Consider the following 26,691-nt stretch of genomic DNA (forward strand, 5'->3'; position numbering starts at 1 on the left):
TCTATTTACCCGATCACTATGTTCAAACATAAAAAAATGTGCAGGATACCCTGCACATTTTTGACTATATGCTGTTGATCAATTGGCTGAGTTTTGTTCTTTCAGCTTCGGATAATGGAATTAGCGGAAGACGTACAGAACCGACATCCAGACCTTTTAATTGCAGTGCCGTTTTTACCGGTGTCGGGCTCGGGCTAGTAAACAAGCCTTTCATAATCGGCAGCAACTTTTGATGGGTTTTGGCTGCAGAGGCAATATTGCCTTCCACAAATTGATGGATCATTTCCTGCATCTGATTCCCAATGATGTGTGAGGCAACGGAAACGATCCCGCAGCCCCCGATTGACAAGATTGGCAGTGTAAGGCCGTCATCACCGCTGTATAATGCAAAGTCATCCGTAGTTTTAGAGATGATCTCGGTCATTGCATCCAAATCTCCGCTTGCTTCTTTAACGGCTGTGATATTATCGATTTCTGACAATCTGATAATGGTTTCCGGTCCAATATTCACTGACGACCTGCCGGGTATGTTGTAGAGCATGACAGGCAGCGAAGTTGATCCAGCGATTACTTTAAAATGCTGATATAACCCTTCCTGACTCGGTTTATTATAATAAGGGGCCACCAGCATGATGGCATCGACGCCAGCCTCTTCTGCTTTTTTTGTCAACTCGATCGATGCATGAGTATTATTGCTTCCAGTTCCCGCGATGACCGGGATCCTGCCATCGACGACTTTTACGACATGACGGAATAAAGCGATCTTCTCTTCTTTTGTCAGTGTCGGCGATTCCCCCGTGGTTCCAGCTATCACCAGGGAATCAGAACCGTTATCAATCAAGTAATTTATGAGCTGAGTCGTTTTAATGAAATCTATATTTCCCTTATGGTCAAATGGAGTGACCATAGCGGTAGAAACGCGTCCAAAATTCAAGACTTACACTCCCCTTTACTAAATCTAACCTGCTTTGAATGTGCAATGGGCCTTCTCTAACTGAAACGCATCATGAAGTGCATTCACTGCACGGATTAATTCACTTTCCTTCACCAGCACCCAAATCGTCGTATGGCTGTCTGCTGATTGAAGTATTCTGATCCCATTGTCGGACAGAGATGTCACGATTGCCGAAGTGACGCCAGGAACCCCGGTCATCCCGCCTCCGACTACCGAAATCTTGGCACAGTTTTCTTCTACAGCGGGATCGTAACCTTTTTTCTTTAAAGTCGCTATCGCTTTTCCTGCAAGAGGAGAAGCCACGGTGTAAACGACCCCGCGTGGAGAGATATTGATGAAATCAACGCTGATCCCCTCATTCGCCATCGCTTTGAATACTTCAGCCTGAAGGTTATACTGATCCTTTTTTGCGAAAACTTTAATCTGGGTAAGCTGACTTACATGGGCAATACCTGTGACAGGGTGGTTTCTGAATTCTTTGTGTGCCTTCGTATTTTCGGCTGTCGTCACCAATGTTCCCTCACTCATCGAGTAGGTGGACCGTATCCTGATCGGGATACTCGAATTCATGGCAATCTCAACTGCCCTCGGGTGGATCACTTTCGCCCCCTGATAAGCCATATTACAAACTTCATTGTATGACACAACCGAAATCGGCCTTGCTTTTGCCGATATCCTCGGATCTGCCGTCATCACACCCTCGACATCTGTAAAAATATCAATATATTCAGCTTTCAGTGCAGCTCCAAGTGCAGAAGCAGAAGTGTCGCTGCCTCCCCTGCCAATTGTGGTGATATCTCCATCTTTTGTCGCACCCTGAAAACCAGCAACGACTACAGCATCATGATTTTCAAGCTCCTGGTACAAACGGCTGCATCTCATTTCTATGATTTTTGCTTTTGTAAAATCATTGTTTGTAACGAAGCCCGCCTGAGCCCCTGTCAATGCTGTTGAACGGATGCCCTTATCAAGCAGCATCGTGGAGAAAACCAGACTGGAGATAATTTCACCGCAAGATAACAGCAGGTCCTGTTCTCTTTTACTTACAAGAGCATTCTGTCCTCCGATCAAGGATAATAGAGAGTCTGTGGCGTATGGTTCTCCCTTCCTTCCCATTGCAGAGACCACTACTACCACCTTATAACCTTTATCAATCGCTCCTTTAATATGAGCAAGTGCCTTCATACGGCTTGCTTCATCCCGCACAGATGTTCCACCAAATTTTTGAACGATCACTTTCATGACTACACCTCATTGTCAATGTTCAAGAGGCATGAAGGAAGCGAATTGGCTGATAATGGGATGCGAATAGTAGAAGGATGATCCTCTTATTTATTTCACTAATCCAAGCTTAACAAGGCTTTCAGCAATCTGAACTGAGTTCCATGCTGCGCCTTTCAATAAATTGTCTGAAACAATCCACATATGGAATCCATTGTCTTCGTCTAAATCTTTACGAATCCTGCCCACAAATACATCAGGCTTTCCTACAGCATAGGCAGGCATCGGATATACCTGCTCTTCAGGGATATCCTGAAGTGTTACGCCTGGTGCTTCTTTCAGCAGGGATTGCAGTTCTTTTACTGAGACGGAATCCTTTTCTACTTCAATATATACACTTTCTGAGTGACCTGTTACAACAGGAAGCCTCACGCAAGTCGCAGATACTTTCAGTGACGGCATATGCATGATCTTCTTTGTTTCATTGATCATCTTCATTTCTTCGAACGTAAATCCATTATCCTGGAACATATCGATTTGAGGAACAGCGTTGAAAGCGATCTGGTAATGTTTCTTATCCCCTTTTACAGGAAGTACAGAGGGCTCAAATGAGTCCCCGTTTAAGATCGCCCTTGATTGTTCATGCATTTCGTCAATCGCTGCAGCCCCTGCTCCTGATACTGCCTGATAAGTAGATACAATCACTTTCGTTAATCCATATTCTTTTCGGACGGGCTCAAGAGCCGCTACCATTTGGATTGTGGAGCAGTTTGGATTGGCAATGATCCCTTTATGAAGCTTGATATCTTCTTCATTTACTTCTGGTACAACCAGTGGTACATCGGGGTCCATACGGTAAGCACTTGTATTATCCACCACGATGGCACCGCGTTTTACAGCTTCAGGAGCAAGCAGCTTGGATACACTTCCCCCGGCACTGAATAGGGCAATATCAACTCCTTCGAAGCTTTCCGGTTTAGCTTCTTCCACCTTCCATTCTTTCCCTCTGAAAGTGACAGTCGATCCTGCTGAACGGGCTGATGATAGTAAAGTCAGCTGTTTTATCGGAAAATCCCTTTTATCTAATGTATGAAGCATTTGTTGGCCGACAGCACCCGTCGCTCCGACCACTGCTACATGATAACCACTTGTATTCAAAACTCTTCTCTCCTTCCAGCCGTTTATGTTCTCTAATAGTAGTAAAAACAATTTAGTCATTTACTATAATAAAGGTTATTTTAACATAAACAATTATTTGACAATAGTGGTTTTTTTGATGATTTATAAATATGCATGAAAAGAAGGCCATCCAACCGGCAGATGATAGCCTTCAAAGAAATCAATCTAAGAATTTTTCAATTATGACTGGCTGAAGTTGTTTTCCTTCTATAGCAGCTTCAATCGTCTCTTGAATCAACGTCATTCTTGCAACCATTGACTTAGGTTTGTTTTCCGGGGCATCCTGGCCGAATGGTATAAAATAAATATCTTTGGTCGAAATCAGCCTCATTAGATTAATGCCGTTCAATCCCAATGCATCATTTGTCGATATCCCCAATACGACAGGACGGTGATTCCGCAGGGTGGCTTTTGCAGCCATAAGTACCGGTGAATCTGTCATGGCGTTCGCAAATTTACTCATCGAATTTCCGGTGAGCGGGGCGATCACCATGCAGTCCAAAGGTATTTTGGGTCCTAACGGCTCTGCTTTAACAATAGAATCGATCACCCTGTGCCCTGTGACATCTTCAATTCTCTTGATCCAGTCTTCCCCTTTTCCAAATCTCGTTTCCGTATTCATTACCGTAGAGGTCACGATTGGCATCACTTCTGCCCCGTTATTAACCAGTCTTTCAATTTCAGGGAATACTGCATCGTACGTACAATGTGAGCCTGTTAATCCAAATCCGATCCGTTTTCCTTTAATACTCAAGTTAAGCTCTCCTTTCCAGAATCAAAATCTTCTTCAAGAAGCTGCGCCAAAACATTTGCTAATATCTGACCGGCCGTTTTCGGGGCGACAATTCCAGGAAGTCCCGGTGCCAACAGCGCTTTTATCCCCCTTTTTTCCGCATAACGGAAGTCGGTCCCACCCGGTTTGGATGCCAAATCAATGATAAGGGTGTGAGGAGGCATCTTTGCAATCACATTCGCTTTTATAATGGAAGTAGGAATGGTATTAATGCAGATATCACAGTTTTCGACTTCCTTAGTCAATTGGTCCAGATGGAATGCATCCAGCCCCATTTCCGTGATCCTGGCAAGGTGTTCGCTTTTTCTTGCCCCCACTTTTACCTTAGCGCCTAAATTACTGAATGTCCTGGCCACGCTCATGCCCACTCTTCCAAGTCCCAGAACGACAATGGAAGACCCATGTATAGTAAAATCGGTATGTTGAATAGCCATCATAATTGTCCCTTCTACAGTAGGAATTGAATTATAGATGGCGACATCATCTCTCTCAAATAACTGAACCAGTTTCCGGTTTGTTGATTTCACTATGTTATCCAAGTATTTATTGCTAATTCCTGAATAGATCGTACAGTGCTCTGGCGTCTGGGATACGAGATCTTCACTGAGACAAATTTTTTCATTTGAAAAGATCGTATCGATTTCTCCTTGTAGATTCGTGCCGGGAACAGGTAAGATGATGGCATCCATTATGGAGAAATCTACCTCACCTAATTTTTCTTTCACAGCCCCTGTAAAGGCATGATCCAACTGTTCAAAACCAACCAGAGAAATCTTCGCATCCAGCTCTGTCAGCTTGCGAATGATCTCCAGCTGGCGAGCATCTCCGCCTAGAACTGCGATCTGCATTCCGGTCAACATCACTGCTTTCACCTTCTTTTAACATAATCGCTATTCTAAATCCCTTTTCACTTCAACAGTGTATGTTATCAAAACCCAATGGGTGATAAGAAAAGCGGAGGCGGCTTGCTCAGCCCCGACAAGCATAAGATCAATGGGCCGGGAAGGCGGTCTTTGCCTTCTTGGACCATTGATCTTATGACCTCGAGGGGCTAGTCGCCGTAGCTGGACAATAAGAAAAGCGGAGGGGCTTTGCTCAGAGGCGGGTGGCATAAGGCGGACCGGCCACGAAGGCGCTCTTTGCCTTCTTGGACGGTTTGACTTATGACATGTGCCTCTAAGCCCCGGAGCTGGACAATAGAAAAGCGGAGGGGCTTTGCTCAGAGGCGGGTGGCATAAGGCGGACCGGCTACGAAGGCGCTCTTTGCCTTCTTGGACGGTTTGACCATGTGCCTCTAAGCCCAGAAGCTGGACAAAAGAAAAGCGGAGGCGGCTTGCTCAGAGGCTCCAAGCATGTTTTATACCAAGATAAGCGTTGGTTAGCGATCTTCAAATATATAATCATTTACATAAAATAAACGACCAAAATAAGGGAAGATATTCCTCTTATTGAAGGATCAGCGCGAAATATGGAATAAATAGAGGGAAACATTCCCCTTATTTACTCCAAAAGTATGAAATTGGCCCCTTTCACCTTGCCTTAACGGTAAAATCTCCCCCTATCTCCCCTGATTTTAGTCCGATTCTGAAGGATAACGGTAAAATCTCCCCTTATTAAAATCAGAGGGTACTCACAAAAATCTCCATCTAGTTAAAAATCATTTATGGTAGACCTATTGGTATCACAATTAGCATGCAAATTTCAAACTGACAAAACTTTAGGGCCCCATGTTGATAAGGGTCCTAAATTCAGGGCGTATTTACCGTTAATTTTATTAACCTCTATATAATTCAACAAAAAGAAGCAGTCTTATTCAGTTGCGAATAGGACTGCTAATTGGTATGTTCATTTATTTTTGTATTCGAAATCCGAACCTGTTAGTATTAATCACTTGAAACTTCCAATATAATCATATCCGTCCCAATTGTCCTGATCTGATGCCAGGGAACCCGGATTTCGCCTGATTGTTTCCTTGACCATTTACCTGTTGGTATCACAAGGGCGTGAATCTGGCCCGATTTATCATCAAACTCTAAATCCGTGTGACCGAGCACTCCCAGCCTTTCAGCTTTCCGGTAATCCACGATTTCTTTTCCGCTTAGCTCACTCAACCTCACTGAAATCAGTCCTCCCATTTTGCTCTGTAGTACAATGTATACATTGTCCAGTATATTTAGAAGGAGTTTCTGTCACTGAATATAAAAAAGCAGGCTTTCACCTGCTTCTTGTGATGACGTTATTTAATATTCTCAGGAAGGCTTCCAGCCGGACTGATCAGCGAAACGGCATAATCATCCGTAAAGATGTCTCTCGCAATCCTATTGACCTTTTCCATTGTCACACCATCGATTTCTTCCACAATTTCATCGAGGGTACGATGTCGCTTCAATAACAATTCATTTTTTCCGTTCCTGCTCATACGGCTGTTTGTGCTTTCCAAACTCAGCATCAGATTGCCTTTCAGCTGTTCCTTACTGTTGGTGAGCTCTTTGGAAGTGATGCCTTCTGCCTTTAAGTCTTCCAGGGTATGGTGGATGGTATCAAATAACTGGTCTAATTGATTTGCCCCGGTCCCTCCATAGATCGTTACCATACCACTGTCCTGGTAAGCAGAGTGATAAGAGAACACGGAATAAGCCAATCCACGCTGCTCCCTTACCTCCTGGAATAGTCGGGAAGACATGCTTCCTCCGACAATATTGTTCAATACAATCAGATTATAAATATCACTGTGTCCGATTTGAAGGCCATCGAAGCCGAGGCAAAGATGAGCTTGTTCAGTATCTTTCTTTCGGGCCAGCTTATTGTAATGGAAAGATGGCTGTACCCTTTCTTCAGGACCCTTGCCGCCTTTATAGGAACCGAATAGTTTTTCGACTTCTTTTATGAAGCTTTCGTTCACATTTCCTGCTACGGATACGACGACTTGATCCGGTGTATACATATCATGCATATATTGCTTTAATTTTTCCTTATTAAACGTGCTCAGTGTGTCTTCTGTACCAAGAATCGGATAACCAAGCGGATGTTGTTCATAAATGGCTTTACTGAGAAGATCATGGACGATATCATCCGGAGTGTCTTCATACATCTTAATTTCTTCATAAACGACATTTTTCTCTTTGCCCATTTCTTCTTCATCGAAAGAAGAATTGAAAAACATGTCTGACAGCGTATGTAGGGCATATTCTGCATGATTGTCAAGTACCTTGGCATAATAGCAGGTATATTCCTTAGAGGTAAATGCGTTTACCTGTCCGCCGATGCTGTCGAATGATTCTGCTATTTCTCTGGCGGACTTGTTTTTGGTTCCTTTGAAGAACATATGCTCAAGAAAATGGGAAATCCCATTATTATCGGGTACTTCATTACGTGAACCTGCAGCGATCCAAACACCTATCGCAACAGATCGGACTGTAGGAATTTCTTCTAAAACGATTCTTAGTCCATTTTGGCAAGTATGTTTCTTTATCAAAAAGTGTTCCTCCTATTCATGATGCAGAGAATGATGAGTTCGCCTAATTATCGGAATCTTCAATGATCCTTTCCTCTTTGACTAAACTTGAGATCGTTCCAAGCCTCAGCTCCCTGTCTTTGATTTGGACAATTAAGCTGTTAAGCGAGTTTGCGGTTGAAGCAGTCGGGTGCATAAGGATTATCGCCCCTTTATGCAGCTTGGTCATGACACGGTTGATAAGGACATCGGGCTGAGGCTTTTGCCAATCGATGGTATCCACACTCCACATAATCGTACGCATATCCATATTGTGAGCGATTTTCACCACTTCATCCCTGTAACTTCCACTCGGCGGTGCAAACCATTTCACTTTTTTCCCGGTCGTCACTTCAATAATCTCATTTGTTTTTTTCAATTCAGCCGTCACCTTGGATGTCTCAAGAGTCTCCATATTAGGATGGGAATAAGAATGATTTCCTATCTCATGTCCTGCATCCACGATCATTTTCGCTAATTCCGGGTTGTTTTTTACCCATCTGCCTTCTAGAAAAAAGGTAGCATAAACATGATGCTTTTTCAAAGTGGCAAGCATATCGGGGATGTATTCATTCCCCCATGCCACATTTATGATAAAGGATATCATAGGTTTATCAGGATTTCCCCTGTAGACTGGAGATGGGGATAAATCAGACAAATGGGTTGCCGGCGATATTTGTTTGTATACAAGCTTATCTTCTGAAAAGCCTCGTTCCTTTTTCATATTTTGCAATGATTTTTCAACATCTATCTTTACCCCGTTATAACCGGGAGTAGCCTTCCAGACAGTGTCAATTTTTGCATCTTGAGCAGGAACGTATTTTGATTTTGCAGCTTCCTTTATTTTCTGTGTTAATTCTTCTGTACTGCTCACGCTTACCACCGCAGAATCCTGTTTCAAGCCTAGTACATATTGATCCGTTAGTGGATTATCTACTGCCAGTAATGTCAGAATAGCAATTACACAAATTCCAATCAAGTATTTTTTCCCCACCGTCATCCACCTTCCTTCATTTTAACATATGAAAAATAAGGACAAGGTAGAACGGAGTTTAAGCTGCATAGAAAAAGGCTGCCTGTCGAGAGATTGTTCTCTAACAGGACAGCCTGTCTATCTTCACAAAATTTATGCTTGATTTTGCTCTTCTTTTTCTCGTTGTTCCTTCAGGACTGCTTTTCTGGATAAATTGACGCGCCCCTGATTGTCTACATCGAGAACCTTTACAAGGATTTCATCTCCGATGGATAATACATCTTCGACTTTTCTGATGCGCTCTTCAGCGATTTCAGAAATATGAACCAGTCCGTCTTTACCGGCAAAGATTTCTACGAAAGCTCCGAATTTTTCAATCCGCTTTACTTTACCAAGATACATTTGGCCAGCTTCGACTTCTCTTACGATATCTTCGATCGTTTTCTTCGCAACCTTATTCATTTCTTCATCAGTAGAAGAGATGAAGATGGTACCATCTTGTTCGATATCGATCTTGACACCTGTATCATCAATGATTTTATTGATTTGCTTACCGCTTGGACCAATGACATCACGGATTTTATCTGGATTGATATGCATCGTAAGAATCTTAGGAGCATATTGAGACAGCGATGATCTAGATTCGCTTAATGTTGCAAGCATACTGTCAAGGATCTGCATTCTGCCGGCTTTTGCCTGCTGGAGTGCTTCTTCAAGTATCTCTCTTGATAGTCCTTCAATCTTAATATCCATTTGGAGTGCTGTAACCCCTTTAGACGTACCCGCTACTTTGAAGTCCATATCTCCAAGGAAATCTTCCATACCCTGAATGTCGGTTAGAATGGAGTAATGTTCCCCGGACTTCACAAGCCCCATAGCGATACCTGCTACAGGTGCTTTAATCGGCACACCCGCATCCATCATGGCAAGCGTACTTGCACAGATACTTGCCTGCGAGGTTGAGCCGTTGGATTCCAATACTTCAGAAACGAGTCTGATCGTATAAGGGAAATCCTTTTCATTTGGAATGATAGGCTCAAGGGCACGCTCACCAAGGGCACCGTGACCGATTTCACGGCGGCCTGGTCCTCTTATCGGACCGGTTTCCCCTACACTGAATTGAGGGAAGTTATAGTGGTGCATGAAACGCTTGGATTCTTCAATCCCCAAGCCATCCAGGATTTGGACGTCACCCAGTGCGCCTAATGTACAAATGCTGAGAGCCTGGGTTTGACCGCGTGTAAACAAACCGGAACCATGCGTTCTTGGCAGAAGGCCGACCTCAGAAGAAAGTGGACGTATTTCATCAACCTTACGGCCATCAGGACGGACTTTTTCTTCAGTGATCAGACGACGGACCTCATTTTTAACAAGCTTGTCCATGATCTTCTTTACTTGCTTCAGAGTATTATCATCGGCTTCTTTTTCTTCAAAAGATGACATGACTTTGTTTTTAACTGAAGAAATAGCTTCTTCGCGCGCATGTTTCTCCTGAACCTGGATTGCCGGGATCAATTCCTCTTCACATAGTGAACGCACTTCTTTTTCGATTTCCTGATCAAGTTCGAAAAGCTCGATCTCTATTTTTTCCTTCCCGACTTTAGCGACAATCTCTTCCTGGAAAGCAACTAATCGTTTGATTTCTTCGTGTCCGAACATGATTGCTTCCAGCATCGTTTCTTCAGGAATTTCATCTGCTCCTGCTTCGACCATGTTGATTGCATCTTTTGTTCCTGCGACCGAAAGATGGATTTCACTCTTTTCGAGCTGCTCTACTGATGGATTAATAATGAATTCTCCATCGATCAGTCCGACGATCACACCTGCAATCGGTCCCTCAAATGGAATATCAGATACAGATAACGCGAGTGAAGACCCGAACATAGCAGCCATTTCAGACGAACAATTCTGATCTACACTCATGACCATACTGATGACTTGTACTTCGTTACGGAATCCATCGGCAAATAGCGGACGGATCGGACGGTCGATTAAGCGGCTGGCCAGGATGGCTTTTTCACTTGGACGTCCTTCACGTTTGATAAATCCACCAGGAATTTTACCAACCGCATATAATCTTTCTTCATAGTTGACTGTCAACGGGAAGAAATCAAGCGGTTTCGGCTCCTTGGATGCAGTCGCACTGCTCAGTACAGCAGTATCTCCATAGCGCACCATTACTGCTCCGTTGGCCTGCTTAGCCAATTGGCCGACTTCCACCGTTAATTCTCTTCCAGCCCAGTCGATGGAAAAAGTTTGTTTAGTTTGTTCCATAAAGTGTACCCCTCTCTTTATACATCACTTAAAGGGTGTAGGTTATACCTTACCCGCAATAAATAAATACAATAATCTATATCATGCACCAAAGTGCTGTTATATTCAATTCTCATTAATATGTATTGTAGACAAATTGACGTTATATGAATACTTTTGAATGTAAATCTTTGAACACCTTACTTAAAAAGTAATGGAGAATCATACAAAGATTTCCACTTATTAAAACTAAAGAAAAAGCGGGAAATATTCCCGCTTCCTTGTCTCTGATTATCGACGTAAACCTAGTTTGTTGATTAACTCACGGTAGCGTTGTACATCTTTCTTACGCAGGTAAGATAAAAGATTACGACGGTGACCTACCATTTTAAGAAGACCGCGACGAGAGTGGTGGTCTTTCTTGTGAACGCGTAAGTGATCGTTCAGATTGTTAATTTCTTCTGTTAGGACAGCAATTTGAACTTCTGGAGATCCAGTATCGTTCTCATGTGTTTTGTATTCACTGATAAGTTCGTTTTTACGCTCTTTAGTGATAGCCATCCTTTTCACCTCCTAATGATTTCTTTCAAATCCCCTGTTACCCAGCATACGTTGGTGAATCGTGATGCCAAGCAAAGGTTCATTTCATACGCTATTTAGAATACTACTTTTTTCTACAAAAATCAAGGGTTAACATCAAATTCCCGAAAAGTACGTGATGGCCGTATCCTTATCCCTTTGAATTTGAGAAATCAACTCTTCAATACCTGAGAATTTCTGTTCATCACGTATTCTTTTATACCACTCGATATAAACCTCTTCACCGTAAATGGATGAATGGAAGTCAAACAAATGCACTTCAATGGATAAGGAATATTCATCAGGATTTTTGAACGTCGGCTTAAATCCCACGTTGCATACCCCGTCACACCATTTATTATTAATATTCATACGAACGGCATAAACTCCGTTTTTCGGTATTAAATATGGATGTGCCAATTCTATATTGGCTGTAGGAAAGCCAATTTTCCGTCCGCGTTTTTCGCCATGGATGACAGTGCCTTTCATTCTGTATGGCCTGTCCAAAAGCTTGATTACCTTTGAAACATCGCCTTCTTTCAAATGATTCCTGATTAGAGTCGAACTGATTTTGTCCTCTTCTTCAGTGAGCTTCGGCACCGTGATGGAAGTAAATCTCTCCCTGGAGTGAAAAGGCAATGTTTCCATCGTCCCCTTTCCCATCCGTCCATAAGAATAATCAAAACCAGCCACTACTTGGCGGACATTTAGATTGATGATATATTGATCGACAAACTCCTGAGGCAAAAGACCCGCAAACTCTGAAGTGAAACGTACAACAAACAGATAGTCCACGCCCAGGCTGCTGATGATTTCCTTTTTGTCTTCAAGAGGAGTAATGAAATGGATATGTTTATGCTTATGCCCCAGAACGACAGAAGGATGGGGATCGAATGTCATCACAGCACTATGTAAATGTTGATCCTCGGCCGATTGTACGGCCGTTTTGATAACCCTCTGATGGCCTTTATGGATCCCGTCAAAATAACCGAGTGCAAGGACCATCGGGGGGAAATCATCTTTTTTAAACGAATGAGGATGATGTACGGTTATTATCTTCACAGTATTTCACCTTTTTCACTAATCGTTGAATAATACTTTTACAGGCTTAATTACCCCGGGTTTTTCCGGATGGCGCTGATATATGGCTATAGGGCGGTCTTGATGATTCATCACTACTTCAATATCCCCCGGCCAATTCACAGGTTCTTCTAAACGGGCACCGTGCTTCACTTTCTCTGCTAATGTATCACTAATTTCCATTTTCGGCAAATGGGAAAGTCCCGATCCCAAGGGACGAAGAAGCTCTTCAACTCTATCTTCGTGAACATATTCCTCCACTTGCTCAAAAGTAAAACAGTCGCCTTGTGAGAAACCGGCAGATTCTGTACGGGTGAGTGAAGACATATGGGCCGGGTAGCCGAGCTGTTTGCCTATTTCAACGGCCAGTGTCCTCACATAGGTGCCTTTGCTGCATGAAACTTTAAAAGAGAAACGCGGATGCTTCCCGACCAACTCTTTCCAATCATCCAAAAGCATCAATTCGTGAATCTGAACCTTCCTTGATGGGCGTTCCACCTCAATCCCTTGACGAGCATATTCATAAAGTCTCTTGCCGTTCACCTTAACAGCTGAATACATCGGTGGTGTTTGAGTGATTTCACCTGTCAGTCTGTTTAAAATCTCCTGCACATTTTTTCTACCTATCGTTTTCTCTACAGGCTGTGATTCAACCACTTCCCCCCAGGCATCTTCAGTCGTAGTGGATGTGCCGAGTGTGACTTCTCCTTCGTACGTTTTCCCTGCTGCTGTAATGTATTCAGCTATTTTAGTGGCCCTCCCGATACATATCGGAAGCACTCCTGAAACTTCAGGATCCAATGTCCCGGTGTGCCCCACTTTCTTCGTCCGCAGTAATTTCCTCAACTTAAACACACAGTCATGAGAAGTCATTCCCCTTGGTTTCCATAATGGCAATATTCCGTTCAACTTCGTATCCTCCGATCTTAATGAAATTCAAAGGCTGTTTTCTAAAAGGTTGTTGCTTTTCGTTAATTGCCTTGCAGCCTGAAGATAGCTTGTGGACGTGCTCTTTTCGAACTCAAGTTCAAACAACAGACGGACGGACAATCCGAAAATACCCATGTTCCGGTATTTTCTTGTGTGCAATGCAACAAAGTATGTGAAAAGAGCCAATTCAAAAAAAGACTGATCCACACGAAATCATTCCCGCGTGAATCAGCCCTATCTATTTACTCGTCTTTATTCTGTGAATCTTCATCCGGTTCATCCTGCACTTTGCGAAGCAGTGTTTCAATATGATTACCGTATTCGATCGATTCATCAAACTCAAAGATAATCTCAGGTGTTTTACGGAGTCGGACCCGCTGTCCCACTTCGGAACGGATGAATCCTTTCGCCTTCGCGAGACCCTTTAGTGTATTTTCCCTTTGGTCTTCTCCACCAAGGACAGTAATGTATACTTTCGCCTGTTGAAGATCGCCTGATACCTGTACATCGGTAACAGTAACAAATCCAATACGCGGGTCTTTTATTTTTCTTCCGATAATATCGCTGAGCTCTTTCTTCATTTGCTCGCCAACTCGATTCGCACGATGGCTCATCAATATCACCCCATATTTCTGTCATTAATGTGTGTTGAATCGCGGGCATGATCCTTACAGCAATTCCCAAGTCGTATCGGTTCTTTCCCATTCGGGAAAAGAATCAATGAACTTTAATGCATTTTCTATCTCTTTTTCACTCGATGCTTTCGAGGAAGCGACTGTGACAATGGCTATTCTTGTCCTTTGCCACACATCCTGATGATCGATTTCGGAAACAGATACATTATATTTCTGCTTTAAGCGAGTGAGGACCCTTTTTAAAACAGCTCTCTTCTCTTTAAGAGAGTGAGAATCATGAATCATGCACTCACATTCAACATATGTGATCATTTACGAGTGATTTCCTCCATTACGTAGGCTTCGATTACATCGCCCTCTTTAACGTCGTTGAAGTTCTTGATCGTAATACCACATTCATAGCCTTTCGCAACTTCTTTCGCATCATCCTTGAAACGTTTTAAAGCATCAAGCTCGCCTTCAAAGATCACTACGCCGTCACGGATCAAACGGACACCGGAGTCACGGGAGATTTTACCCTCTGTTACATAGCTTCCCGCAATTGTCCCTACTTTAGACACTTTGAACGTTTGACGGACCTCTGCCTGTCCGATAATTTTTTCTTCATATTCAGGATCAAGCATACCTTTCATTGCTGCTTCAATTTCTTCCATTACTTTATAAATGATGCGGTGTAAGCGGATTTCAACACCTTCTGCTTCAGCAGCACGCTTCGCGTTGACGTCCGGTCGTACATTAAATCCGATCACAATTGCATTGGAAGCGGAAGCAAGAGTGATGTCTGACTCGTTAATCGCCCCTGCACCAGTGTGGATGATGTTAACCTTAACACCCTCAACTTCAATCTTTAACAATGATGCAGCCAAAGCTTCCACTGAACCTTGAACGTCAGCTTTAAGGACCAGGTTGAGATCCTTCATTTCACCTTGTTTCATTTGTTCGAATAGATTTTCGAGACTCACTTTGGACTTTTCACCGCGCTGTGCCTGAAGAGCCTGGGAGGCACGTGATTCACCTACAGAACGGGCTGTTTTTTCATCTTCAAACACTACAAAACGGTCACCAGCTTGAGGTACATCGTTAAGGCCCGTGATTTCAACAGGAGTGGATGGACCGACTTTTTTCACGCGGCGGCCGAGATCATTGACCATTGCACGGACCCGCCCAAAAGTGTTCCCTACTACAATCGGATCACCGATTTTAAGTGTACCGTTTTGAACTAATAAGGTAGCTACAGAACCGCGTCCCTTATCAAGCTGTGCTTCGATCACGGTTCCGTTTGCAAGACGTTCCGGATTCGCTTTCAGCTCCTCTACTTCACTGACAAGGACGATCATCTCAAGAAGGTTATCAATCCCTTCCCCGGAGAGTGCAGACAGAGGTACGAATATGGTGTCGCCGCCCCATGCTTCAGGTACGAGCTCATATTCAGTGAGTTCCTGCATCACTCTATCAGGGTTTGCTGCTTCCTTGTCCATCTTATTCACGGCAATGATAATTGGTACTTCAGCAGCCTTTGCATGGTTGATTGCTTCAACCGTCTGCGGCATTACTCCATCATCGGCTGCAACGACTATGATCGCGATATCCGTTACTTGAGCACCGCGTGCACGCATTGTAGTGAAGGCAGCATGTCCAGGAGTATCAAGGAAGGTGATTTTCTTTCCTTCAACTTCTACCTGGTAGGCACCGATATGCTGGGTGATCCCGCCGGCTTCTCCAGCTGTCACTTTGGTATTACGGATGGAATCAAGCAGAGTCGTTTTTCCGTGATCAACGTGACCCATGATGGTTACTACTGAAGGGCGCTCCTGTAACTCCGCTTCCTCATCTTCAGTGAAATATACGCTGAGGTCGGTCGTATCGATTTTGATTTCCTCTTCAACCTCTACTCCATATTCACCTGCAATCAATTCGATTGAATCCTTGTCAAGTTCCTGGTTGATCGTTGCCATGACACCAAGCATGAAAAGCTTCTTGATGATTTCTGAAGGCTCTTTATGAAGTTTTTTGGCAAGCTCTGCAACCGTCAAGGATTCAGAGAACGTAATCTTGGAAGGAAGCTCTTTCTTCTTGACAGGCTGCTGTTGCTGAGGTGCCTGCTTGAAGTTTTTATTCGGTTTGTTGTTTCTGTTATTTTTATTTCTCTTATTGTTGTTATTGTTATTATTATTGAAAGCTTTTTTCTCCTTCGACTGAGACTGCTGGCCATTCTTCTTCCCATCGCGGTTATTCGGTGCGGAATTCACCTTGCCTTTGGAAGAGGAATTATTTTCTCTGGCAGTGTTCTGTTTTTGGTTTGAATTGTTCTGAGCCGGTTTATTCCCCTGCTCTTTAGAATTACTTGAAAACATTGAATCTAACTTTTTCACGGTGTCGTCTTCTATTGTTGCCATATGGTTTGATACCTCAATATTTAATTGCTTTAGTTTTGAAATAACATCTTTGCTTGAAACATTATATTTTTTTGCATATTCATAAACACGCATCTTGCTCATATGTTCACCCCCATTGAGATTCAATCGAGCATATCAGATAATTTACCGGCAAAACCCGCATCGGATAATGCCACAACCACCCTGGCTTCTTTGCCAATTGAATGACCGAGGATATATCTGTCCTCCACAAACTTAACAGGCACATGATACGACTTGCATTTATCCATGACCTTCTTCTGAGTGTTTGCGGAAGCATCTTTTGAGAGCAGTACAAGCTTCGCCCGGCCGCTCCTTACTTCCTTGATCACCAATTCTTCACCGGAAATAATCTTCCGTGCCCGATTTGCCAACCCTAAAAGTGACATCCAACGATCTTGTTTCATACGCTAAACGTTACTCCTTCTCTACAAGACTTATCAATTCATCATAAACGGAATCGTCTATCTTAGCTTGTAATTGATTGGCTAAAGTATTTTTCTTCTTTGCCTGTAAAATAACTTCTTTGTCCTTAGAGAGGTAAGCACCGCGTCCCGATTTCTTACCTGTGGGATCAACCGATACTTCTCCTTCTTTCGAACGGACAATTCTTATCATATCTTTTTTAGGTTTCATTTCCCCTGTTGCAATACACTTGCGCAATGGTATCTTTTTGCTGCCCATGCTTTTCACCTCTTACTCTTGATCATCAAAATCAATATTCAAAGGTTCGTTATCATACTCTTCTTCTTCATCCTGTGGAAGAAAAGCTTCTTCACGGGGATAGAGTCCGAGTTCGCGTGCATCGGTCTCACTTTTGATATCAATCTTCCAGTTTGTCAATTTTGCAGCCAGGCGCGCGTTTTGTCCGCGTTTACCGATTGCGAGAGATAACTGATAATCGGGGACGACCACTCTGGTTGCTTTTTCTTCTTCATTCACCTGGACGTCCAGCACTTTGGAAGGGCTCAATGCATTTGCGACAAACGCAACCGGATTTTCAGACCAGTGTACGATATCAATTTTTTCACCTTTCAATTCATTGACGATTGCCTGCACACGGGCACCCTTCGTTCCCACACATGCACCGACCGGATCAATCTCCGAATTTTCAGCATGAACGGAAATCTTGGATCTGTCCCCTGCTTCACGGGCCACCGATTTGATCTCGACGGTACCGTCAAAGATTTCAGGTACTTCAATCTCGAACAGGCGTTTTAATAATCCTGGGTGAGTACGGGAAACAAAGATTTGAGGACCTTTGGTCGTCTTCTCGACTTTCGTGATATATACTTTGATCCGGTCATGCGGTTTATACGTTTCATTAGGCATCTGTTCACTTACAGGAAGCAGGGCTTCGATCTTGCCAAGTGCCACGTAAATGAATCTGTTGTCCTGCCGCTGTACGATACCGGTCATGATATCTTCTTCGCGATCCACGAATTCTGAATAAATGATCCCACGTTCGGCTTCCCTTACGCGTTGCGTTACAACCTGCTTGGCTGTCTGAGCTGCAATGCGCCCGAAATCCTTGGGTGTAACCTCAAGTTCGACTACGTCACCGACTTCATAGCTTGGGTTGATTTCGGCCGCGTCTTCAACTGAAATTTCAAGACGTGAATCAAAAACTTCCTCAACCACTTCTTTGCGCGCGAATACCCGCATTGTTCCCGTTTCCAGGTTCAAATCTACACGGACATTCTGTGCCTGATTAAAGTTTCGCTTGTATGCCGAAACCAAAGCGGCTTCGATGGCTTCGATGATCACATCTCTTGCGATGCCTTTTTCTTTCTCTAAAACAGTTAGAGCATCTAGTAACTGAGTGCTCATGTTGGTGTAATCCCCCTTTATAATACGGTTGTATCCTGATTAGAATGTTACAGCCAATCTTGCAATCGCAATCTTGTCTGATGGAATCTCAACCTTCTTTTTACGAGTTTTGATGGTGACTTCCAATGATAATTGTTCGGAAGAATAGGTTAGTAAAGTCCCTTCGAACGCTTTTTCTCCATTTATCGGTTCATACGTTTTAACATAAACGTTCTTGCCGACAGCTTTCTGAAAGTCCTTTTCATTCTTCAAAGGACGCTCTGCTCCTGGAGAAGATACTTCCAAGAAGTAATTATGTGGAATCGGATCAATTTCATCCAGCTTCTCACTTAGTCGTTCACTGACTATCCCGCATTCTTCAATGTCCACACCGGAATCCTTGTCGATGAAAACACGAAGGAACCAATTGGAACCTTCCTTTACGTACTCCATGTCGATAAGTTCAAGGGACATGTCATCAAGGATCGGTGTGACAAGTTCTTCTACTAGTGTAATAATTTTGCTCATACTTACCTCCTGGTCTATATGAAAATCTTGCACCAAGACTAGAAATAATCCTTAAAAACCCCATGTAATAACGAAAGAGTGGGGTGCGACCCCACTCTTCTGCTTAGAGCTATCTTTAGTATTTCCACTAAAAATATACCATAATCCACATTTTTATGCAAACAATTCCCATGGGACGGGGCTAGAAGAGGGACAATTGGTTTTTATCGGGCAGACTTTCAAGACAGCCGTGATTGTCCAGATACTCAATGATGGTCTTCGATACGCGGCCTCTTTGCTGAAGATCTTCTTTCGATAGGAATTCTCCATTTTCACGCGCCTTCACGATATTGATCGCCGCGTTTGTACCAAGTCCGGGTATGGAATTGAACGGAGGGATCAATGAATCGCCATCAATGATGAATTCTGAAGCATGCGAGCGGTAAAGATCCACCTTTTGAAATTTGTAGCCCCTCTCACACATTTCAAGTGCAAGCTCCAGCACAGTCAAAGTATTCTTTTCTTTAGGTGAAGCATCAAGGCCTTTGCTGTTGATTTCTTCTATCTTAGCACGAACTGCCTGGGAACCTCTCACCATCGCTTCAATATCAAAATCCTCTGCCCTTACCGTAAAGTAAGCTGCGTAATAAAGTAAGGCATGATGAACCTTGAAGTACGCGATCCTCACAGCCATAAGCACATAAGCTGCAGCATGGGCTTTCGGGAACATGTATTTGATTTTGAGGCAGGAATCGATATACCAGTCAGGCACACCGTTATTCTTCATTTCCTCCACCCACTCATCCTGCAGGCCTTTTCCTTTACGCACGAATTCCATGATCTTAAACGCAAGGGATGGCTCAAGCCCCTGATAGATGAGGTAAACCATGATATCATCACGGCAGCCGATTACTTCACTCAGGTTGCATATATTGTTATGGATCAGTTCTTGAGCATTTCCAAGCCATACATCCGTTCCATGTGATAACCCTGAAATCTGGACAAGCTCCGAAAATGTAGTAGGTTTGGTATCTTCAAGCATCTGCCTTACAAATCGGGTACCAAACTCAGGAATACCGAGTGTTCCGGTTTTACACATGATCTGGTCTTCAGTAACACCCAATGATTCAGTACCGCTGAAAATTTTCATAACTTCCGGATCATCGGTTGGAATCGTTTTTGGATCGATTCCGGATAAATCCTGCAACATTCTGATTACAGTGGGATCATCGTGTCCAAGTATGTCCAATTTCAGCAAGTTATCATGGATGGAATGGAAGTCAAAATGAGTCGTTCTCCATTCTGAATTCTGATCATCTGCCGGGTATTGGATAGGGGAGAAATCAAAGATATCCATATAATCCGGGACTACGATGATACCGCCTGGATGCTGTCCTGTCGTCCGTTTGACACCTGTACATCCGCTTACCAGCCTGTCTATCTCCGCTCCCCTGATTTGCAGCGCGTTGTCATTCGCATAGCCCTTTACGTATCCATAGGCGGTTTTTTCTGCAACGGTTCCTATTGTGCCTGCACGGTAGACATTTTCTTCACCGAACAGCACTTTCGTGTAGTTATGTGCCTGCGGCTGGTACTCACCCGAGAAGTTCAAGTCGATATCGGGGACTTTGTCCCCCTTGAATCCCAAGAAGGTTTCAAACGGGATATCATGTCCGTCTTTTTTATATGCGTGTCCGCAGTCAGGACAGTCTTTATTCGGCAGGTCAAAGCCTGAACCGACAGAGCCGTCATCGAAGAACTCTGATTTCTTGCATCCCGGGCACACATAATGCGGAGGCAGCGGGTTTACTTCGGTGATTTCTGTCATTGTCGCTACAAAGGAGGAACCGACAGAACCACGCGAACCGACAAGATACCCGTCATCCAGCGACTTTTTAACCAGTTTATGCGAAATCAAATAAATGACAGCGAATCCATGGCCGATGATGCTTTTGAGTTCCTTTTCCAGTCTTGCTTCAACAATTTCAGGCAGGTCTTCACCATAAATGCTTTTAGCCATCGCATAACTCATCCGGCGCATTTCTTCATCTGCACCTTCGATTTTTGGCGTATATAAGTCATCCTTGATAGGTTTAATCACTTCGACCATGTCCGCAATCTTATTGGAGTTTTCAACGACAATTTCTTTCGCTTTCTCTTTGCCCAGGAATGAGAAACAATCAAGCATCTCATTGGTTGTCCGGAAATGCACATCCGGGAGGGAATGACGGTTTAACGGATTGGCCCCGCCCTGAGATCCCACAAGGATCTGGCGGTAAATCTTATCTGTTTCATTCAAATAATGAACATTCCCAGTCGCTACAACCGGCTTATTGATCTTTTCACCCAGCTCAACGATATTTTTGATGATGTCTTCAAGGTTTTTCTGGCTTTGCACGAGATCGAGTTCAATCAAATGCTGATAGACTTCTTTAGGATGCACTTCTAAGTAATCATAAAACTGAGCCGTCTCCTCTACTTCTGCTTTTCCTTTTTGCATCATGCCTTCAAAGACTTCTCCTTTATCGCAGCCTGATCCCACCAAGATACCGGAACGGTACTTTTGCAGCTGCGACCGGGGAATTCTCGGGACTCTGTAGAAGTAATGCATATGGGAAATGGACACCAATTTATATAGATTCTTAAGCCCTTCCTCATTTTGGGCAATCAACGTACAATGATATGGCCTTGAGCGTTTATACGCATCGCCTTTACCCATATAATCGTTTAATTGATTATGATTGACAATGCCTTTTTCATAAGCGTCTTTCAGCATCTTCAATAATAGATATCCGGTCGCTTCTGCATCGTAGATGGCGCGGTGGTGCTGGGTCAATTCCACATCAAATTTCTTGGCCAGAGTGTTCAACCGATGATTCTTGAACTGGGGATATAACAATCTTGCCAGCTCCAGTGTATCGATTACCGGATTTGCCGCCTTGGGTAGACCTGCTTTTTGATATCCTGCATTCAAAAACCCCATATCGAAGGAAGCATTGTGGGCAACCAGTATATCTTCGCCCACCCATTCAAGATAATCATGAAGGACATCGTTGATTTCAGGTGCATTCTGGACCATGTCATCAGTGATGCCGGTTAAATCAATCGTCGTCGCAGACAGCGGATGATGAGGATTTGCAAAGGATTCAAAACGATCAATGATCTCGCCATCCTTGATCTTTACGGCTGCAAGCTCAATGATTGTATCGTAAACTGCCGAAAGACCTGTTGTCTCGACGTCAAATACGACATAAACAGCATCTTCCAGAGGGCGGTCGGTTTCGTTGTACCCGATCGGCACACCGTCATCCACCAGGTTTGCTTCGAGTCCGTATAGTACCTTGATGTCATTCTTCCTGCTTGCGCTATAAGCCTCAGGGAAAGACTGTGCGACAGCATGGTCCGTAATCGCGATCGCTTTATGCCCCCATTTCTTGGCTTGTGCAACAACGCTTGAAACAGAGCTGACTGCATCCATTTGGCTCATCGGGGAATGCATATGCAGCTCTACTCTTTTCTCCTCTGAGGGTGCAGTATCAAGACGAAGTACAGGTTTGATCTCATTCACATCGTTAGCGATCATAACAAGATCTCTCACGAATGTATCGTTTTGGATACTTCCGCGGCATCGTACCCACATACCTTTTTTCATATTATTCATGACAGCTGCATCTTCTTTATCACGGGAGAACATCTTGACGAGGATTGAACTGGTATAGTCTGTCACTTTGAAGGTTAACAAAGTCCTGCCGCTCCTGAGTTCCCGCGTTTCACAATCGAAGACATAACCTTCGATTGCAATGCGTCTCTCTTCATCGTAAATATCTTCTATTTTCCTGAAATCGGCATCGTCTTTAATTGAAAGACCTAGCATGAATGGTCCGCTTGGAGCATCTGAAGCTTCTTCTTTCTCGGCTTTTTCCATTTCGATTAGAGCCTGCTTCGCTCTCTCCTGGTCTTCTTTCATTTTTTCCTCTAGGAATTTTTCATAATCATTATTTTGTTCGTCCACTTTGGCTACCTCAGCATCAAGCACCAGTCTTGGAAACCCGAAATTTTCGAAAGCAGAACAAATGATTTCCCCGTATTTTCTTTTCAACTGCGTCGCTTCAGTATCGTTAGATGCCTTAACGATAATTTTGTTCCCGATTATTTCAGGTTTTTGAGTGTTGAGCAGCTTCAAGAGGGGAGGGGATATTCCCTGGATCTCTTTTATACATTCACTCCAATAATCAAGTATGGCTTGTTCGGTCATTTCCATATTCAGCACTCTCAAGCTGAAGCTTACGTTTGCGATATGCTTGAATGAGGTTTGCAGGGCCAAAGAAAAACGGCTCCATACTTTGCAGGGAATCATTTCTTCGAGTGTAAAATAAAAGTGCCACTTTCGTTCGCTTCGGTAAACTGAAAGTTTTTCTATCTCTGCATTGTTAAAGTACTTAACAAATGCATCCTCTGTCAGGCCGAGCTGCTGTAACAGCAGTTGAAACCTTTCTTTTTTGCCGAGGGACTTTTCATCCATTTCCCTTTCCCCCATTTCTATATATTATTTGTTCAATGATAACTGAAGAAAAGGGCTGACGATAAGGATCATTGCTTCCCTAATGATTCAGCCCTTTTATATTAAGATAGTGTTTTGAATAGCTCGGTCAATGTTGAAAGGAGGTCATCTTTATGAACCTCGTGCATGTCACCTGTTTTTCTTACTTTTAATTCGACGATACCTTCAGATGCTTTTTTACCGACAGTGATTCTGATCGGCAGACCGATCAGGTCTGAATCGGCAAATTTAACACCTGGACGCTCGGCTCGATCATCCATAAGTACATCATAACGGTTCTTTCTAAGCTCTTCATAAAGTTCGTTCGCTAAATCGGCTTGATCTTCATCCTTCATGTTGATCGGTATCAGATGAAGGTCAAATGGCGATAAATCGGATGGCCATAGCAGACCTCTATCGTCATTATATTGTTCTGCCACTGCCGCAAGAGTACGTGAAACCCCGATGCCGTAGCAGCCCATGATGATGGACTGAGCACGCCCGTTTTCATCAAGATACGTACTATTCATGGCATCTGAATATCTTGTCCCCAGCTTAAAGACATGTCCTACTTCAATCCCTTTCGCAAAGACGATGGTACCTTTTCCATCCGGAGAAGGGTCACCCTCCTGGATGAAACGCAAGTCCCCGTATTCGGCAGCCTTAAAGTCACGCTCAGGATTCACATTGACCAGGTGGTACCCTTCCTCATTCGCACCCGCAATACCGTTGCGGATATATTTTACAGCCTGGTCTGCAACAATCTTTATCTTGTCCCCTGTAAAACAAGGGCCTATCGAACCGACACTGCATCCCAGGATTTCCTTCGTTTCTTCAGCTGAAGCAAGTTCCACTGTTTCGGCATTCATGAAGTTCTTTACTTTAATATCATTTATTTGATGATCGCCGCGTGAAAGAATCAGTACATATTCATCGTCTACTTTAAACAATAATGACTTGATGCAGTTCTGCTCAGTTGACTGGAGGAAAGAAGCCACCTCTTCAATCGTCTTGACACCCGGGGTCGATACTTTTTGTACGTCTTTCATGTCCTCATTTATAAGTGAATACGAATCCAGCACTTCTGCCATTTCAATATTCGCAGCATACGCGGACTGATCAGAATAGGCAATCGTATCCTCTCCCACTTCTGAAAGAACCATGAACTCATGAGTGTCTTTCCCGCCCATTGCACCGGAATCGGCGATTACCGCCCTGAAATTCAAACCGCATCGGGTAAAGATGTTTGTATAAGCCTGGAATATTTGCTCATACGTTTCATCAAGGCTTTCTGATGAAGAATGGAATGAGTATGCATCCTTCATAACAAATTCCCTGCCCCGCAGCAATCCAAAGCGAGGCCGTTTTTCATCACGATACTTCGTTTGGATTTGGTAAAGGGTAAGAGGCAGACGCTTGTAGGATTTTATTTCATCTCTTACGATACTCGTTATCATTTCTTCATGAGTGGCGCCAAGTGCGAACTCCCGATCATGGCGGTCATTCATACGCATCAACTCAGGACCGTATGTCCCCCATCTCCCGGACTCTTTCCATAATTCCGATGGCTGAAGGGCAGGCATTAAGAGTTCTGCCGCACCGACGGCATCCAATTCTTCACGTACGATTTCCTCTACTTTTTTCAGGACCCTTTTCCCTAAAGGGAGAAAGCTGTATATCCCGCTAGCATTCTGTCTGATATATCCTGCACGCAGCAAAAGCTGGTGGCTTTTTATTTCCGCATCCGCAGGCGTTTCTTTCAGGGTAGGGATCAATGTATTACGTTGCTTCATTTAGCAGCACCTCAGTTACCAGATAATATATTTTAAATAATAATTATGTAATTCATAAGAAAAGAACGGAGAAACGCTCTCCATTCCCTTCTCTATTTTATCTTAAATGAACAGGCAGTTCTACCCTCATTTTCAGTAGAGAGAGGTAGAAACTGCCTGTGAATCTTTCGATATCATTAAATTGAATGATATATCTTATAAAAAGAATCGTTGAATATCATTCCAAGTAACGACCAGCATAAGCACCATTAAGAGGGCGAACCCTACAAAATGGACCATCCCTTCCATTTGACGGTCGACCGGTTTTCCACGGACCGCCTCAATTGCGAAGAAAAGAAGGCGTCCGCCGTCAAGAGCAGGTATCGGGAGTAAATTCATAATACCCAGATTGATACTCAAAATAGCTGCCCACCTCATCAAATAGAAGATCCCTGATTTTGCCACAACATCTGTAGACTGATAAATCCCGACCGGTCCTGACAGCGCATCGATTGAGAATTCACCTGATACAAGTTTCCCCAGAAGAACAAATATCATTTTCGTCCATTCATATGTCTGCTCTGCACTGTTGGTAACCACTTTCAAAGGAGACTTTTCAACCGGGCTGTGCACCCCTATTATCCCAATTTCTTTACCTTCAACTTCCTGGGGTTTAGGAGTGACGGAAAGTTCTTGTGTGGTTCCGCCGCGGTCTACGATGAAGTTAAGTTCATCTCCGGGATGTTTTTGGATGACAGTCACAATGTCTTCCCATGTGGAAATTTCTTTTCCATCAATGCTTTGAACGACATCATTCTTTTGCAATCCAGCTTCCCTCGCTGCTCCGTCTTCAGTGAGATTGCCCAGTACAGGATCATTAGTCGGCACTCCCTGAAGAAGTCCTACAAGCAGGAAGATGAAAAATGCCAGAATGAAATTAAACAGCGGACCGGCAAAGATGGCCATTGCCCGTTTCGGGAGAGATTTGGATGCAAACTGTCGATCCCACGGTGCAATCTGTGTTTCTACGCCGTCTTCAACGAAGACAGCCTCACGTGAAATGTCAAATTTCTTTAAAATCTCATCTTCATCTTCTTCGTATCCCCGGATATAAAGTCCATGCTCTAAATCCGCATCTTCAACTTCTATTACTCGGATATTCGGATATCGGTCTTTATTATTCAGGACGATTTTTTTTATCTTTTCATCCCCGTCCATTACAAGACCGATTCGATGTCCAGCCTTCAGTTCAACCATTTCAGGATCTTCTCCGGCCATGCGGACGAATCCCCCAAGCGGCAGCAGTCTGATCGTGTATGTTGTTTCGTCTTTTTTGAATGAAAACACTTTAGGACCGAAGCCTATCGCAAATTCACGGCATAGTATACCGGCACGCTTAGCGAAGATCAAGTGGCCCAGCTCATGAAAGAAAACTAAAGCGCCAAAAATAACGATAAAGGCAATTACTGTTTGCAAATAAAAAACCACCTTTTAATAACCTGGTCTCTTCAGGCCTGATAAGTACAAATCTTCAACGAAAAAAATGTCTAATATAATA

Annotated in this window: 23 protein-coding genes; all 23 read right to left on the bottom strand. The window is 43.5% G+C overall.

The genetic code is table 11. The features are described from left to right. Positions 1-64 precede the first annotated feature (64 nt). The 23 genes from dapA to rseP all read right to left on the bottom strand — a co-directional run bounded on the left by dapA (position 65) and on the right by rseP (position 26,609). Complete coding sequence (gene dapA / locus BHE18_RS06825) at positions 65-934, bottom strand: 4-hydroxy-tetrahydrodipicolinate synthase (RefSeq protein WP_268876297.1); 870 nt, start codon at positions 932-934, stop codon at positions 65-67. A 24-nt stretch (positions 935-958) separates the two neighbouring features. Next, the gene (dapG, locus tag BHE18_RS06830; protein WP_071617838.1) at positions 959-2,197 is read right to left on the bottom strand and encodes an aspartate kinase; all 1,239 of its coding nucleotides are present in this window, start codon (positions 2,195-2,197) and stop codon (positions 959-961) included. A gap of 90 nt (positions 2,198-2,287) precedes the next feature. Further along, the gene (gene asd, locus BHE18_RS06835) at positions 2,288-3,334 is read right to left on the bottom strand and encodes an aspartate-semialdehyde dehydrogenase (RefSeq protein ID WP_071617839.1); all 1,047 of its coding nucleotides are present in this window, start codon (positions 3,332-3,334) and stop codon (positions 2,288-2,290) included. A gap of 181 nt (positions 3,335-3,515) precedes the next feature. Continuing rightward, positions 3,516-4,109: a dipicolinate synthase subunit B gene (locus tag BHE18_RS06840; RefSeq protein ID WP_032088783.1), complete on the bottom strand. Its 594-nt coding sequence runs from the start codon at positions 4,107-4,109 to the stop codon at positions 3,516-3,518. Next, positions 4,106-5,008 carry a dipicolinic acid synthetase subunit A gene (dpaA, locus tag BHE18_RS06845; protein WP_071617840.1) on the bottom strand — a complete coding sequence of 301 codons (903 nt, stop codon included), beginning with the start codon at positions 5,006-5,008 and terminating at the stop codon, positions 4,106-4,108. The genes BHE18_RS06840 and dpaA overlap by 4 nt, the downstream gene beginning before the upstream one ends. A gap of 1,023 nt (positions 5,009-6,031) precedes the next feature. Next, on the bottom strand, positions 6,032-6,265 hold the full coding sequence (locus BHE18_RS06850; RefSeq protein WP_032088785.1) for a YlmC/YmxH family sporulation protein: 234 nt from the start codon (positions 6,263-6,265) through the stop codon (positions 6,032-6,034). Positions 6,266-6,384: 119 nt separating this feature from the next. Then, positions 6,385-7,623, bottom strand: coding sequence for a M16 family metallopeptidase (locus BHE18_RS06855; RefSeq protein ID WP_071617841.1), 1,239 nt, complete (start codon positions 7,621-7,623; stop codon positions 6,385-6,387). Between the two features lie 43 nt (positions 7,624-7,666). Beyond that, positions 7,667-8,641, bottom strand: a complete 975-nt coding sequence (locus BHE18_RS06860; RefSeq protein ID WP_071617842.1) for a polysaccharide deacetylase family protein — start codon at positions 8,639-8,641, stop codon at positions 7,667-7,669. Between the two features lie 126 nt (positions 8,642-8,767). Further along, positions 8,768-10,888 carry a polyribonucleotide nucleotidyltransferase gene (gene pnp, locus BHE18_RS06865; RefSeq protein ID WP_071617843.1) on the bottom strand — a complete coding sequence of 707 codons (2,121 nt, stop codon included), beginning with the start codon at positions 10,886-10,888 and terminating at the stop codon, positions 8,768-8,770. A gap of 270 nt (positions 10,889-11,158) precedes the next feature. Next, positions 11,159-11,428: a 30S ribosomal protein S15 gene (rpsO, locus tag BHE18_RS06870; RefSeq protein WP_032088789.1), complete on the bottom strand. Its 270-nt coding sequence runs from the start codon at positions 11,426-11,428 to the stop codon at positions 11,159-11,161. A 135-nt stretch (positions 11,429-11,563) separates the two neighbouring features. Next, positions 11,564-12,508 (bottom strand): bifunctional riboflavin kinase/FAD synthetase, encoded by a 945-nt coding sequence (gene ribF, locus BHE18_RS06875; RefSeq protein ID WP_071617844.1) that lies wholly within the window; start codon positions 12,506-12,508, stop codon positions 11,564-11,566. An 18-nt stretch (positions 12,509-12,526) separates the two neighbouring features. Continuing rightward, positions 12,527-13,435, bottom strand: coding sequence for a tRNA pseudouridine(55) synthase TruB (truB, locus tag BHE18_RS06880; RefSeq protein ID WP_071617845.1), 909 nt, complete (start codon positions 13,433-13,435; stop codon positions 12,527-12,529). A gap of 27 nt (positions 13,436-13,462) precedes the next feature. Further along, positions 13,463-13,663 carry a hypothetical protein gene (locus BHE18_RS06885; RefSeq protein WP_071617846.1) on the bottom strand — a complete coding sequence of 67 codons (201 nt, stop codon included), beginning with the start codon at positions 13,661-13,663 and terminating at the stop codon, positions 13,463-13,465. A 35-nt stretch (positions 13,664-13,698) separates the two neighbouring features. Then, positions 13,699-14,070 (bottom strand): 30S ribosome-binding factor RbfA, encoded by a 372-nt coding sequence (gene rbfA, locus BHE18_RS06890; RefSeq protein WP_032088792.1) that lies wholly within the window; start codon positions 14,068-14,070, stop codon positions 13,699-13,701. A 54-nt stretch (positions 14,071-14,124) separates the two neighbouring features. Next, positions 14,125-14,403 carry a DUF503 domain-containing protein gene (locus tag BHE18_RS06895; RefSeq protein WP_071617847.1) on the bottom strand — a complete coding sequence of 93 codons (279 nt, stop codon included), beginning with the start codon at positions 14,401-14,403 and terminating at the stop codon, positions 14,125-14,127. Next, positions 14,400-16,589, bottom strand: coding sequence for a translation initiation factor IF-2 (gene infB, locus BHE18_RS06900; protein ID WP_071617848.1), 2,190 nt, complete (start codon positions 16,587-16,589; stop codon positions 14,400-14,402). The genes BHE18_RS06895 and infB overlap by 4 nt, the downstream gene beginning before the upstream one ends. A 20-nt stretch (positions 16,590-16,609) precedes the next feature. Beyond that, positions 16,610-16,912: a YlxQ family RNA-binding protein gene (locus tag BHE18_RS06905; RefSeq protein ID WP_032088795.1), complete on the bottom strand. Its 303-nt coding sequence runs from the start codon at positions 16,910-16,912 to the stop codon at positions 16,610-16,612. Between the two features lie 10 nt (positions 16,913-16,922). Next, complete coding sequence (rnpM, locus tag BHE18_RS06910; protein WP_071617849.1) at positions 16,923-17,189, bottom strand: RNase P modulator RnpM; 267 nt, start codon at positions 17,187-17,189, stop codon at positions 16,923-16,925. Positions 17,190-17,201: 12 nt separating this feature from the next. After that, entirely contained in the window at positions 17,202-18,335 is a 1,134-nt protein-coding gene (gene nusA, locus BHE18_RS06915) for a transcription termination factor NusA (protein ID WP_071617850.1), read from the bottom strand. Between the two features lie 39 nt (positions 18,336-18,374). After that, positions 18,375-18,842 (bottom strand): ribosome maturation factor RimP, encoded by a 468-nt coding sequence (rimP, locus tag BHE18_RS06920; RefSeq protein ID WP_071617851.1) that lies wholly within the window; start codon positions 18,840-18,842, stop codon positions 18,375-18,377. 181 nt (positions 18,843-19,023) lie between these two features. Then, a complete protein-coding gene (locus BHE18_RS06925) occupies positions 19,024-23,343 on the bottom strand; it encodes a PolC-type DNA polymerase III (protein WP_071617852.1) in 4,320 nt (1,439 codons plus the stop codon). A 101-nt stretch (positions 23,344-23,444) separates the two neighbouring features. Next, positions 23,445-25,154 (bottom strand): proline--tRNA ligase, encoded by a 1,710-nt coding sequence (locus BHE18_RS06930; RefSeq protein ID WP_071617853.1) that lies wholly within the window; start codon positions 25,152-25,154, stop codon positions 23,445-23,447. A gap of 195 nt (positions 25,155-25,349) precedes the next feature. Beyond that, positions 25,350-26,609 (bottom strand): RIP metalloprotease RseP, encoded by a 1,260-nt coding sequence (gene rseP / locus BHE18_RS06935; RefSeq protein WP_071617854.1) that lies wholly within the window; start codon positions 26,607-26,609, stop codon positions 25,350-25,352. Positions 26,610-26,691: the final 82 nt, after the last annotated feature.

The sequence above is a fragment of the Rossellomorea aquimaris genome (assembly GCF_001877785.1).
Taxonomy (GTDB): Bacteria; Bacillota; Bacilli; order Bacillales; family Bacillaceae_B; genus Rossellomorea; species Rossellomorea aquimaris_A.

Excerpts from the sequence above, each read along its gene's own strand:
- BHE18_RS06895 (WP_071617847.1), bottom strand. The coding sequence starts at position 14,403 with ATGATCACATATGTTGAATGTGAGTGCATGATTCATGATTCTCACTCT.
- BHE18_RS06925 (WP_071617852.1), bottom strand. The coding sequence starts at position 23,343 with ATGGATGAAAAGTCCCTCGGCAAAAAAGAAAGGTTTCAACTGCTGTTA.
- dapG (WP_071617838.1), bottom strand. The coding sequence starts at position 2,197 with ATGAAAGTGATCGTTCAAAAATTTGGTGGAACATCTGTGCGGGATGAA.
- rbfA (WP_032088792.1), bottom strand. The coding sequence starts at position 14,070 with ATGAGCCATCGTGCGAATCGAGTTGGCGAGCAAATGAAGAAAGAGCTC.
- rnpM (WP_071617849.1), bottom strand. The coding sequence starts at position 17,189 with ATGGGCAGCAAAAAGATACCATTGCGCAAGTGTATTGCAACAGGGGAA.
- BHE18_RS06930 (WP_071617853.1), bottom strand. The coding sequence starts at position 25,154 with ATGAAGCAACGTAATACATTGATCCCTACCCTGAAAGAAACGCCTGCG.
- BHE18_RS06860 (WP_071617842.1), bottom strand. The coding sequence starts at position 8,641 with ATGACGGTGGGGAAAAAATACTTGATTGGAATTTGTGTAATTGCTATT.
- BHE18_RS06905 (WP_032088795.1), bottom strand. The coding sequence starts at position 16,912 with ATGAAACAAGATCGTTGGATGTCACTTTTAGGGTTGGCAAATCGGGCA.
- rimP (WP_071617851.1), bottom strand. The coding sequence starts at position 18,842 with ATGAGCAAAATTATTACACTAGTAGAAGAACTTGTCACACCGATCCTT.
- infB (WP_071617848.1), bottom strand. The coding sequence starts at position 16,589 with ATGAGCAAGATGCGTGTTTATGAATATGCAAAAAAATATAATGTTTCA.
- nusA (WP_071617850.1), bottom strand. The coding sequence starts at position 18,335 with ATGAGCACTCAGTTACTAGATGCTCTAACTGTTTTAGAGAAAGAAAAA.
- dpaA (WP_071617840.1), bottom strand. The coding sequence starts at position 5,008 with ATGTTGACCGGAATGCAGATCGCAGTTCTAGGCGGAGATGCTCGCCAG.
- pnp (WP_071617843.1), bottom strand. The coding sequence starts at position 10,888 with ATGGAACAAACTAAACAAACTTTTTCCATCGACTGGGCTGGAAGAGAA.
- rpsO (WP_032088789.1), bottom strand. The coding sequence starts at position 11,428 with ATGGCTATCACTAAAGAGCGTAAAAACGAACTTATCAGTGAATACAAA.